A 12,283-nucleotide genomic window follows, 5' to 3' on the forward strand; every position below is an offset into this window, starting at 1 on the left:
CGCCCGTGCCGGGCGGGGACCCGTCCGCGACCGGAATCCCCGGCGCGATTGCGGGGTCAGCGTACGACGCCCGCCGAGGGCGCGGTGGACCAGTCGCCGCGCTCGACGTCGCACCAGCGCAGCAGTCCCGCGATGCGCGGCCGGCCGTCGTGCCGCCATTCCATGCCGGCTCGACTCATGCTGCCCGGCTCGGCCAGCCGGCTCGCGCCGAGGCGGGCCAGTTCCCCGGCGGCGTACCGGAATTCCTCGCCCACCGCACCCAATCCGACGTTCTGGAGGTACCGGGCATAAGGCCGCATCACGTCCACCGCGGCGGCCACGTCGGGCACCGCGACGATCCGCGCCACCCGGTTGCCCGCGCCGCTGAGCGGCAGCAGCTCGTCGTCCAGCACGACCGTCCACTCCAGACCGTCGGCCGCCCACACCTCGCTCGACGGCGTGCCGGCCGCCCGCCACTCGGCGACCAGCCTGCGGTGCTGCAGCGCGGTCGCGTCCTGGTCGCCGACCGTGCCGGGTGGACAGTCGGCGGCGGCGCGGCGCATGGCGTGCGCCACGTGCTCGGCGACCGCGCGGGCGTGCGCCGCCGCCACCAGGTACACCTGCGGCGAGAGGCAGGCGTGCTGGTCGAAGTCGCTGCAGTCGGCGGCGATCCGGCGGGCCACCTCGACCGGGCCGTGCAGCCGGAAGTACTCCTCGCCGATCACGCCGAAGGACAGCTTGTGGCCGTGCTCCTCGTAGATCTGGTGCGGCGCGACCTTCGCCCGGATCGCCGCGCACGCCTGGTCGCTGCCGTAGGCGACGACGGCGTCGGCCTGCTCCAGCGCGGCGGTCATCGTGACGTCGTCCTCACGGCTCCAGTAGGTCGCCAGCACGGCGTCGGCCAGGACCGGCTCCACGTCGTGCAGGGTGCGCACGAACGCGGCGGTGAAGTTCGGTTCCTTGGCCGGGATCTTCGCGATCACCGCGGCCTTGACCAGCAGCGCGCGCACCAGGGACCGGGCGGGCAGGCCGGGCACGTTGCCGGAGAACACCGCGAGCACCACGCGCGGGCCGATGGCGGTGGTGCCGCCCCGGAAGCCGTCGAGCACCTCGGGGTCGCCCAGCTCCCGCTCCAGGGCGGCGATCAGCGACGGGGCGCGCAGGTTGCCCACCTCGACGTCCAGCGCGCGGTCCACGGTCTCGGCGGACATCCCGGTCACCGCGGTCGCGGCGGCCACCGCCGCGCGCCGCTGCGGGAAGCCGCGGTCGGCCCAGCGCCCGGCGGCGGCGTCGATCGCGTCGACGATCCGGCGCACGGGCAGTTCGCGCAGGCGTTCGTGCGCCCGGCGCAGGTCGTCGCCGGCGGCGGCCCAGTCGGTGGGGCGCAGGCCGGGCCACTCGTGCGGTCCGGACGTCAGGGTGAACGGCTCGGTCGGGCCGGTGACGTGCTCGGGGATCCAGGACACGCTCATCGCGGCACTCCCGAGGTCATCTCGTCCAGCGACAGCGAGCAACCCCGGCTGGTGCTGCCGGCGACGCGCCCGGCGATCGCCACGCCGTCGGCCGTGGCGATGCCGAGGTCGCCGGTCAGCAGCACGTGCGGGCGGTCGAGCAGCGACAGGTCGGTGATCTCCAGCAGTCCGGGCCCGTCCGCGCGGTACTCGCGGGTGCGCGGATCGCGCACCCTGGGCCCGCCGACCAGCCGCCACGCCTTGGGCCGCTCCCCCAGCGGCCCCACCGGCACGTCGGCCGCGTCGAAGTGCTGGTTGGCCAGCTCCGTCATGCCGAAGATGTTGCCGAAGCGCTCGACGCCGAACACCCGGCGGCCGGCCGCGCGCAGGTCGGCCACCGACACCACCCGGGACCGGCCCTTGAACCCGCCGCCGTCGTAGAGCCCGGAACCGGCCGGCAGCTGCCAGCGCCGGCCCTCGGCCTCCAGCCGGTCGCAGATGTTGACGAAGGCGAAGGTCGCGCCGATCAGCACCACCGGCCGGCCCTCGGCGACGGCCGCGTCCAGCGTCCGGGCCAGCAGCGGGTAGTCCACGCCGGACGGGCCCAGCACCGCCGTGCTCAGCTCCGGGTCGCCGCACTCCTCCTGGATGCGGGCCATGTCGAACGCGATCGCCATGTCCGGCGCGGCCCGCTCGGTCGGCGCGAACCGGACCACCACCGGTCTGACCCCGTCGACCACCAGGTGGCGGCGGGCGGTGGCCTTCACGGTCAGGCCCTTGAGCGCGAGGCCCAGCCGGGAGTAGCGGACGGTGCCCCGGACGGTCCCGGTGGTCCCGCTGGTCCGGAACACCCGCACCGGCGGCTCGTCCGGGAACAGGTGCGGCCCGCCGTCCTTGTACGCGGTGTCGGGCACCCCCACCCCGGTGCCGACCTGCTTCCAGTACCGCGCCACGTCCGGCGCGTTCGCCGCGGCCAGTTCGGTGAGCTGCTCGTGGATCGCCGCCGGGTCGCCGACCTCGTCGGTGACCAGGGCGGCCATCTGCTCGAACAGCCTGGTCACGTGCGGGTCGTCGTGCGCAACGGTCATCGACTGCCTCCATGCGGTGGTCGAGAGCACCCCGACGGGACACGTCGGGGAGAGGGCGGTGGCACCTCCCCAGTGGGGGCCACGGCACCCTGGTGTCCATCCCGGCCGGGCAGCGACGTCGGCACGCTAGCAACGCGTGGTCTCGACCACCAAGAAACTTCCCCTGAACGCACTACCCTGGAATTGCGGACACGCAGAGTAGTGAGCGTGTCTCGGATCGCCGCTCGGAGCAACGCCGTGGGCCGGGCGCGGGATCCCGCGCCCCGCCGGTCGCCCGGGGACCCCGGCGGCGGGTCCCCGGCCGTCCGGTCAGGCCGGTTCGCTGGTGATGACCGCGAACTTGGCGCTGTGCTGGTCGGCCAGCCACGCCAGCCGGCCCACGCCCGGCAGGTCGACCGCCGGCAGCACGACCGTGCCGCCCAGGTCGGCCGCCTTCGCCGCCGCCGCGTCGACGTCGGTGACCTCGAAGTAGGGCAGCCAGTGCGGCGGGTGCCCCTCCGGCACCTCGGCCACGCCGGCGATCTCGCTGCCCGCGCCGCCGCCCGCCGGGCTGAACACGGTGTACTGGCCGTCCCCGACCGGCACGTCGGCCGAGGTCCAGCCGAGCACGTCGCGGTAGAACGCCCGCGCCGCGTCGACGTCCGGGCTCTGCAACTCGACCCAGCTCAGCGAGCCGGGCTCGGTGACCAGGTCCAGGCCGTCGGTGTCGCCGGGCTGCCAGATGGCGAACTCGGCCTCGCCGGGGTCGGTCAGCTGGGCCATCCGGCCGTTGGTGAACACGTCGAACGGGTCCACCCGCACCTTGCCGCCCGCCTCGGCCACGGCGCGCGCGGTGGCGTCCGCGTCCGGGGTCTGGAAGTAGACCGTCCAGGCCGACGAGGCGCCCTCGTCGGCCAGCGGGCCGAGCGCGGCGACGGTCTTCCCGCCGTGCTGGAAGAAGCCGTAGCCGCCGGCGTCCGGCCCCAGGGACAGGAAGTCCCAGCCGAACACCCCGGTGTAGAAGGCGACCGTCCCGTCGATGTCGGGACTGCCGAGGTCGATCCAGTTGGGCACGCCGGGGGTGTAGTTGGTGGTGAGCACGATTCACCTTCTCTGCGAGAGGTTCCGGGCGGGCACCACGGTAGTGCCGGCGGGCTCCGGGGACACCCGGCATCCGGCCGATGTGGACCTCCCGGACGGGCGCGACCGGCCGGCCGGCCGGGGTGACCTGGCCCGACCGGGTCGCGGGCATCCACTGTGGACCCCGGGGCCCGGCGCCGCCGGGCGGGACGTGCCGGCGAGCGGGCAACGCCGCACGGGGGCTTGACATGCTCCTGCCCGCCCGATGACATGCCCGCCGCGCAAGCTCTGCCACGACGAGATGACGTGGAGGAGAGATGAACTACGCCTTCGAGGCGGAGGGCCTGGTCAAGCGGTACGGCAAGACCACCGCGCTGGCCGGGATCGACTTGGCCGCCCGGACGGGCACGGTCCTGGGGGTGCTGGGGCCCAACGGGGCGGGCAAGACGACGGCGGTCCGGATCCTCGCGACGCTGCTGCGTCCGGACGGGGGCCGGGCCGCCGTCGGCGGGCTCGACGTGGTCAAGAACGCCGCGCAGGTCCGCCGGATGATCGGGCTGACCGGTCAGTACGCCTCGGTGGACGAAGACCTGACCGGCACCCAGAACCTGGTGCTGATCGGGCAGCTGCTCAACCTGCGCACCGCCGAGGCCAAGGCGCGGGCCGCCGAGCTGCTCGCCGACTTCGACCTGACCGACGCCGCCGGGCGGCCCGCCAAGACCTACTCCGGCGGGATGCGGAGGCGGCTGGACCTGGCCGCGAGCCTGGTCGGCCGGCCGGACGTGATCTACCTGGACGAGCCCACCACGGGCCTGGACCCGGCCAAGCGCGACGACATCTGGAACGTGGTGCGCACGCTGGTCGCCGACGGCGCGACCGTGCTGCTGACCACCCAGTACCTGGAGGAGGCCGACGCGCTGGCCGACGAGATCTCGGTGATCGACCACGGCAAGGTCATCGCGCACGGCACGCCGGCGTCGCTCAAGGGCGTGGTCGGCGGCCAGACGATCCTGGTCCGCCCGGCCGACCCCGACCGGCTCGCCGACGCCGCCGCCGTGCTGGCCGCGGTGTCCGGGCACCAGCCGGAATCGCCCAGCCGGGGCGTGGTGACCGTGCCGGTGGACGGCGACGCCGCCTTCACCGAGGTGGTCAAGCGGCTGGACGTGCTGGGGATCTCGGTGACCGAGCTGTCGCTGCGGCTGCCGAGCCTGGACGAGGTTTTCTTCGCGCTCACCGGGCGCCACACCGAAGAGGAGGCCGCGGCATGACGCTGACCGCGCAACGACAGGCGGTCCCGGCGCGGATCGAGCACCGGCCGTTCGGGCTGGCCCGGCACAGCCTGGCGCTGGCCAAGCGGAGCCTGATCAAGACCATGCGCACGCCCGAGCAGCTGCTCGACGTGACCCTGCAACCCATCATCTTCGTGGTGATGTTCGTGTACCTGCTGGGTGGCGCGGTGGCGGGCTCCACGCACGACTACCTCCAGACGCTGCTGCCCGCGATCATGGTGCAGACCACGCTGTTCGGCGGCATGGCGACCGGCGTGAACCTCAACACCGACATCGGCAAGGGCGTGTTCGACCGGTTCCGGAGCCTGCCGATCGGGCGCTCCGCGCCGCTGATCGGGTCGGTGCTGGGCGACCTGATCCGGTACGTGGTCGCGGTGGTGTCGCTGCTGGTGTTCGGCACGGTCATCGGGTTCCGGGTGGAGACCGGGTTCCTGCCGGCGCTGGCCGCGTGCCTGCTGGTGATCCTGTTCGCGTTCAGCCTGAGCTGGGCGTTCGTCCTGGTCGGGATGCTGGTCCGGGAGCCGGGGGCGGTGCAGGGCATCGCGTTCCTGGTGCTGTTCCCGCTGACCTTCGGCACCAGCATGATCGCGCCGACCAGCACGCTGCCGTCGTGGCTCAAGTCGTGGGTGGAGGTCAACCCGGTCACGCACGTGATGGACGCGGCGCGCGGCCTGATGATCGGCGGCCCGACGGCCGGCCCGGTGTGGTGGACGCTGGTGTGGTCGGCCGGGTTCGTGGCCGTGTTCGCCCCGCTCGCGGTCCGCGCGTACCGCCGCCGCGCCTGACCGTCGTCGCGTCCGCGCCGGCCTTCCGGGGGGAGGCCGGCTCGGACGCGTCCGGGCACCGCGCTCCACATCGGACACGGACCCCGGCCGGTGCCTTCCCGGGCACCACGGATCGACGCGGCCGCTCCACATCGGACGCGTCCGCCGGCGCGCGGGCGGTCAGTCGGGCAGCTGGGACAGCGCGAGCGCGTCCTCGCGGGACAGTGCCCGGCCGGAGGCGTAGGCCAGGTCGAACGCGGCGTCGCCGAGGTCCGCGCGCAGGTTCCCGGACAGCCGCACCACGTCCGGGTGCAGCCCGTCCGGCGCGCCGCGCAGCCGTTCGGCCGCGCCGAGCATCCTGGCCGCCCCGGTCGAGTCGCCCTCGGCGGACAGCACCGCCGCCCCGGCCACCGTCACCCGCGCGAGCACCGGCATGTCCTGCGAGCCCCGGGCCAGCACCGCGCCCTCGCGGACCAGCTCCCGGGCCGGTTCGCCCCGGGCCACCGCCAGCTGGGCCTGCGCGGCCCGCATCAGCGCCATGAACTGCGGGATCACGAACGGCGCCTCGGCCAGCAGCACCGACGCCGTCTCGTACTGCCGGGCGGCCTCCGCCAGGTCGTCCTCGTAGCGGGCCACGTCACCCAGCATCACCCGCGCGAACGCCGCGCCGCGCGCCGACCACGGGCCCGGTGACGGCCGGGTGAGCAGCAGCGCCTCGGCCTTGGCCCCCGCCAGGTCGCCGCGCAGCGCGCGGGCCCACGCGAGCTGGATGCGTTCGTGCGTGGCGTCGTCCTCGGGGTCGAGTTCGCGGACCATCCGCAGCGATTCCGTCAACGCCTCCTCCGAGCCCTCGGCGTCGCCGAACGCCAGCCGCGCCTCGGCCAGCCCGGTCAGCGCCTGGGCCAGGCCGAAGCGGTCGCCGACCTCGCGGAAGCCGGTGATCGCCACCTCGATGTCCTCGCGCGCGCCCGCCATGTCGCCGGTGTTCTCGCGCACCGCGCCGCGCACCGCCCACAGCATCGCCCGGGTCCACGGGTCCGGGTTGTCCAGCCGGGCGTCGATCGCCGCCAGCGTCTCCTCGGTCCGGTCCAGGAACAGCCCGACCATCGGTTCCAGCAGCACCAGCACGGGGTGGTCGGGCCGGGCCCGCGCCGCCAGCTCGACCATCTGCGGCACCTGCTCGTCGAGCTGCTGGAAGCCGCCCGAGATCACGTTGTTGAGCAGCAGGAACGCCGACACGATGTCGCGCGCCACCGGCCGCGCCTCCCCCGGCACGTCCAGCGCCAGCCGGAACCAGCCCACCGACTCCGAGCGGTTGCCGCGCACCGTCCAGAACATGCTCATCGCCGCCGCGATGCGCACGGCGGTGTCCGCGTCGCCGCGGTCGGCCGCGAAGTGCAGGGCGGCCAGCACGTTGTCCCGCTCGGCGTCCAGCCGGGTGATCCAGGTCAGCTGCTCCTTGCCCCGGATGTGCGGTTCGGCGATCTCGGCGAGGTCGCGGTAGTACTCGGCGTGGGCGGTGCGCGCCGCGCCGATCCCGCCGCGCTCGCCGAGCCGCTCCAGGCCGTACTCGCGGATCGTCTCCAGCATCCGGTAGCGCCCGCCGTCGACCGGGTGCAGCAGCGATTTGTCGACCAGGGTGGTGAGCAGGTCGAACGCGTCCTCGCCGACCAGGCGCTCGGCGGCCTCCAGGTCGATGCCCGCCGGGAACACCGCGAGGCGCTCGGCGAAGTCGCGTTCGGCGTCGTCGAGCAGGTCCCAGCTCCACGCGACCACCGCGCGCAGGGTCTGGTGGCGCGGCATCGCGGTCCGGCTGCCGCCGGTGAGCAGCCGGAACCGGTCGTCCAGGCGGGCGGCGAGCTGGTCGGGCGAGAGCGACCGCAGCCGGGCGGCGGCCAGTTCGATGGCCAGCGGCAGGCCGTCGAGCCGGCGGCAGATCTCGGCGAGCGCCGGCGCGTTCGCGTCGGTGACCTCGAAACCCGGCCGCACGGTCGCGGCGCGCTCGGCCAGCAGCCGCACGGCGGTGGTGTCGTCCAGCGGCGGCACCGGGACGATCGCCTCGCCGAACACGCCCAGCGGCTCGCGGCTGGTGGCCAGCACGCGCAGCAGCGGGCAGCGGCCCAGCAGCTCGTCGGCGAACCGGGCGGCGGCGTCCACCAGGTGCTCGCAGTTGTCCAGCACGATCACGGCCTCGGTGCGGGCCAGCGCCTCCACCAGCCGGCCCATGGTGTCCAGCCGCAGCGCCGGCCGTTCCACGGTGCGCAGCTCGCGCTGGCCCAGCGCGCCGAGCACGGCCATCGCGAGGTCGCCCTGGTCGGTCACCGGGGCCAGCTCGACCAGCCACACCACCTGCGGCAGCCGGCCCGCGACGGTGGTCGCCAGCCGGGTCTTGCCCGCGCCGCCGGGGCCGACCAGGGTGACCAGCCGGTGCCGGCCGAGCAGGTCGCCGACCCGCTCCAGGTCGCCCACGCGGCCCAGGAAGCTGCTCAGCGGCATCCGCAGGTTGCCCGCGCGGGGCTGGTCGGGCGGTTCGGCCCGGAGGATCTCCTGGTGGGTCTCGCGCAGCTCGGGGCCGGGGTCCGCGCCCAGCTCGTCGGCGAGCCGGCGGCGGACCTCCTCGTACCCGGCCAGCGCCTCGGCCGGGCGGCCGGCGGCGAACAGGGCGCGCAGCAGCAGGGCCTGGAGGCGCTCGCGCAGCGGGTGCCGGGCGGCCAGGTCGGTCAGCTCGGCGACCAGGTGCCGCCCGTCGCCGGCGGCCAGGTCGGCGGCGGCGACGTCCTCGAACGCGGCCAGCCGGGCCTCGTCCAGCCCGGCGACGTGGCCGATCGCGAACGGCAGGCCCGCGACGTCGGCCAGCGCGGGCCCGCGCCACAGGTCCAGGGCCTCCCGACCGAGCCGGCGGGCCGTCGGGTGGTCGCCCGCGGCCAGCGCGCGCCGGGCCTCGCGGGCCAGCCGGTCGAACCGGTGGGCGTCGACCGCGTCCGCCGGGAGGTCGAGCAGGTAGCCGCCGTGCGCCGAGCGCAGCGCGGCCGGGTCGGGCAGGGCGCGGCGCAGCCGGGAGACCAGCGAGCGCACCGCGCCCACCTCGTCGGCGGGCTTGTCCTCCGGCCAGAGCGCGTCGGCCAGTTCCTCCACGGTGACCGTCCGCCCCGCGCCGAGCGCAAGCCGGACGAGCAGCGCGCGCACCCGCGAGCCGCCTATCTCGACCGGCGCGCCGTCGACGGTGACCGCCAACGGCCCCAACACCCCCACCCGCATGGGGCAACTGTGCCACGAGGGCGCGCGATGCCCCGTCGGGGTGGTCGCCGGCGATCACGGGGCGCAGCGGCAGAAGGGGTGATGCACGCACGTCGAAGAGGTGAAGAATTCATGAGTACCTATCGGTAAGAGGTCGGAGGCCCCGACTCCCGGCGACCCGGTTCACGGACAGTGACAGCGCCGGCGAATCCATTCGCCATTCCCCCGACCCGGCCGACGTCCACGACGCTGGGCGTTCGACGCCCCGCAGGGCAGACTGTGTGGGAGCGCTACCAATGCGGACCGTGTCATTCGACCCGATCGCCCATATCAGACCCCGACGACGAATAACGACGGATCACGTCCGCATTATTGCGGCCCCCGACGAACGTCCGACCATTCTTACCGTAACGATGTCACCGGTCGGGCTAACGAAGCGTCATACGCCGCGATATCCGCGCTATGGGGACCGATTCCACGCCGGCAGTACGACTCGGCCCCCATGCCCCCGGATGCAAACCACCAGCCACCTGGAGTGCCGGAATGAACAGCCGAGTGGTCGAACTCGAAACCGTCCTGGCCCGATCCGCACCGGACCGGCGGGAGGCGCGCCACCTGGCCGTCGAGTTGGCCGACACGCTCGACGCCATCACCGCCCGTCGCCACGTCGACCGGCTGCTGCGCTGCGTGGCCGCGCTGACCCGGATCGGCTCCGCCGACGCCGGCGAGGAACTGCTGGACGCGATGCTCGACCTGGTCGACCCCGGCAGCGACGAAGCCGCCAAGGTGCGCGACCAGCGCGCGCTGGTCGCGGTCGCGCGCGGCCGGTCCGACCTGGTCGGCCGGCACATCGCCGGGCCGTGGACCGGCGGTGCCGCCACCATGGCCACCACGCACGTACTGGCCGAGAGCGGCAAGTGGTCCGGCGAGCCCGCCGCCGCCCCGCTCGCGGCCGCGATCGGCGTCGGCGTCGCGCGCGCCCACGCGGAGCGGATGCCCACCGCCGTGGGCGAGCACATCCCGGCCTCGCCGGACCTGCTCGCCGACCTCGGGGACGACCCGGACACCCTCGAAGACGACCTCCGCCGCACCACCGCCACGCTCGGCGCGGACCACCCGCAGACGCTGACCGTGCTGATCAACCTCCGCTCCGCGCGGTTCCAGATCGCCCGGGACCAGGGCGGGGCCGACCGCGTCGGCGAAGCGCTGGCCGACCTGCGCGAAGCCACCGACCGGACGACCTCCGCGCTGGGCCCGCACCACCCGCAGTCCCTCGTCGCCCGCGCCAACCTGGCCTCCGCCGAGTTCGAGCTGGCCCGCGTGCGGCGGTCCGCGGCGCAGGCCCAGCTCGTGCTGCCCAGCCTGCGCGGCGCGGCCGACCTCGCGGTCGCCAAGCTCGGCCCGGACCACCCCAACGCCCTGGTCGCCCAGTCCAACCTGGCCGCCGCCGAGCTGGAGGTGGCCCGGGTCGAAGGCGCCCCGGCCCAGGCCAGGCGCGCGCTGGACACCGTGCGCACCGCGGCCGGCCGGGCCTGCGCGATCCACGGCACGTCGCACCCGGCGGCCCGGCTGCTGGCCCGCCAGCTGCGGGCGTGCGAGGCCCAGGCCGGCGAGTTCGGCGCCCGGCGGGCGCTGGAGGACGTGCACGTGCCGGTCGAGGAGGCCGCCCGGCTGCTCGCCCGGTCCAAGCCCGCCATCCCGCTGACCCGGGGCGCGGTGCCGCGCCAGTACCCGCCGCGGCTGCTCACGCCCGGCTCGGGCCTGGCCACCGACCCCCAGTGGCCCGAGCACAGCCTGCTCGGGCGGCTGCGCGACCACACCCGGCAGGAGCTGCTGACCGTCGGCACGGTCGTGCGCTACGCCGCCGACCGCGAGCTGATCGAGCAGGACGCGCACGACACGCACGCCTTCCTGCTGCTCGACGGCGTGGTGAAGGTCCAGGTCACCGACGAGGCCGGGGACACCGCCGTGCTGGCCATCCGGGTCGCGGGCGACCTGGTCGGCGAGATGGCCGCGCTGGACCACAAGCCGCGCTCGGCGACCGTCGTGACCTGCGGCGACGTCGTGGCCAAGCTGATCACCAGCGCCGAGCTGGTCGCGTTCCTGCACCGCCGCAACGACATGTTCGTCGAGCTGATCAGCGTCATCGACGACCAGCTGCGGTGGGCCAACAAGCGCCGCCGGGACTTCCTGTCGCACACCGCAGCCGAACGCGTCGCGCGCGTGCTGGCCGAGCTGGTCGGCTCCTACGGGCGCGAGGAGCGCGGCGGGTGGACGCTGGGCATCCCGCTGACCAAGGTCGAGCTGGCCTCGATGGCCGGGATGAAGCCGCGCACCGCCGAGAAGGCGTTCAGCGACCTGCGCAAGGCGGGCGTGGTGGTCAGCCACTACCGCCGAGACGTCCTGGTTCCGGATCTCGACCACCTGCGGAGGTTCGCCCGACTCACGTGATCTGATCCCCTCCGGTCACATCCGGGCGGTGCCGTCCGTCAAGGGGGGTGACGGCACTGCGATCGGAGGAAGACCACCGTGGACGACACCACATTCCTGGCGGAGCGCTTCGAGTCCAACCGGCCCCACCTGCGGGCCGTGGCCTACCGGATGCTGGGCTCGGTGAGCGAGGCCGAGGACGCGGTCCAGGAGGCGTGGCTGCGGTTGCGGCGCTCCGAGCGCGACGACATCGCGAACCTGGGCGGCTGGCTGACCACGGTGGTCGGCCGGGTGTGCCTGGACATGCTGCGGTCGCGCACGTCCAGGCGGGAGGACCCGCTGGACGTGCACCTGCCCGACCCGGTCATCGCCAGTGCCGACGACCCCGAGCACGAGGCGGTCGTGGCGGACTCGGTCGGGCTCGCCCTGCTGGTCGTGCTGGAGACGCTGCAACCGGCCGAGCGGCTCGCCTTCGTGCTGCACGACCTGTTCGGCGTGTCCTTCGACGAGATCGCGCCGATCGTCGGCCGCACCCCGACCGCCGCGCGCCAGCTCGCCAGCCGGGCGCGGCGGCGGGTGCGGACCGGCGCGCCGGTGCCGGACGACCTGAGCCGCCAGCGCGAGGTGGTCGACGCGTTCCTGGCGGCCTCGCGGGGCGGCGACTTCGACGCCCTGCTGGCCGTGCTGGACCCGGACGTGGTGCTGCGGGTCGACTTCGGCGCGCTCAAGCCCGACATGGCGTCCGTGGTGCGCGGCGCGCCCGAGGTCGCGGGCCGGGCGCTGATGTTCGCGAAGCTCTCCCAGTACGCCCGCCCGGCGCTGGTCAACGGCGCGCTGGGGCTGGTCGGCGCGCCGGACGGGACGCCGATGTCGGTGATGAGCCTGACCATCGTCGGCGGCCGGATCGTGGCGATGGACATCCTCGCCGACCCCTCCCGGCTCGGGCACCTCGACCTGACCGTCCTCGACGCCTGATCCCGGAGGCC

Annotated in this window: 8 protein-coding genes; 4 read left to right on the forward strand and 4 right to left on the reverse strand. The window is 74.7% G+C overall.

The annotated features are described in order from the left end of the window. Positions 1-56 precede the first annotated feature (56 nt). The 3 genes from AC0HI0_RS12730 to AC0HI0_RS12740 form a co-directional block, all read right to left on the reverse strand. Positions 57-1,451: an acyl-CoA reductase gene (locus tag AC0HI0_RS12730; protein ID WP_480932530.1), complete on the reverse strand. Its 1,395-nt coding sequence runs from the start codon at positions 1,449-1,451 to the stop codon at positions 57-59. After that, a complete protein-coding gene (locus AC0HI0_RS12735; protein WP_480932531.1) occupies positions 1,448-2,518 on the reverse strand; it encodes a long-chain-fatty-acid--protein ligase in 1,071 nt (356 codons plus the stop codon). Before AC0HI0_RS12735 ends, AC0HI0_RS12730 begins: the two co-directional genes overlap by 4 nt. A 309-nt stretch (positions 2,519-2,827) precedes the next feature. Then, positions 2,828-3,598 carry a VOC family protein gene (locus tag AC0HI0_RS12740; RefSeq protein ID WP_480932532.1) on the reverse strand — a complete coding sequence of 257 codons (771 nt, stop codon included), beginning with the start codon at positions 3,596-3,598 and terminating at the stop codon, positions 2,828-2,830. 296 nt (positions 3,599-3,894) lie between these two features. Between AC0HI0_RS12740 and AC0HI0_RS12745 the strand changes: the two genes are divergently transcribed. Further along, positions 3,895-4,845 (forward strand): ATP-binding cassette domain-containing protein, encoded by a 951-nt coding sequence (locus AC0HI0_RS12745; protein WP_480932533.1) that lies wholly within the window; start codon positions 3,895-3,897, stop codon positions 4,843-4,845. Next, positions 4,842-5,651 carry an ABC transporter permease gene (locus AC0HI0_RS12750; protein ID WP_480932534.1) on the forward strand — a complete coding sequence of 270 codons (810 nt, stop codon included), beginning with the start codon at positions 4,842-4,844 and terminating at the stop codon, positions 5,649-5,651. Before AC0HI0_RS12745 ends, AC0HI0_RS12750 begins: the two co-directional genes overlap by 4 nt. A 159-nt stretch (positions 5,652-5,810) precedes the next feature. Here AC0HI0_RS12750 and AC0HI0_RS12755 read toward each other — a convergent pair whose 3' ends face one another. Next, complete coding sequence (locus AC0HI0_RS12755) at positions 5,811-8,888, reverse strand: AfsR/SARP family transcriptional regulator (RefSeq protein ID WP_480932535.1); 3,078 nt, start codon at positions 8,886-8,888, stop codon at positions 5,811-5,813. A 522-nt stretch (positions 8,889-9,410) separates the two neighbouring features. On the opposite strand from AC0HI0_RS12755, the gene AC0HI0_RS12760 reads away from it, so the two are divergent. Both AC0HI0_RS12760 and sigJ read left to right on the forward strand, forming a co-directional pair. Further along, a complete protein-coding gene (locus AC0HI0_RS12760) occupies positions 9,411-11,318 on the forward strand; it encodes a Crp/Fnr family transcriptional regulator (protein WP_480932536.1) in 1,908 nt (635 codons plus the stop codon). A gap of 78 nt (positions 11,319-11,396) precedes the next feature. Continuing rightward, on the forward strand, positions 11,397-12,272 hold the full coding sequence (gene sigJ / locus AC0HI0_RS12765; RefSeq protein ID WP_480932537.1) for an RNA polymerase sigma factor SigJ: 876 nt from the start codon (positions 11,397-11,399) through the stop codon (positions 12,270-12,272). Positions 12,273-12,283: the final 11 nt, after the last annotated feature.

The sequence above is a fragment of the Saccharothrix sp. NBAS 001 genome (genome assembly GCF_056640475.1).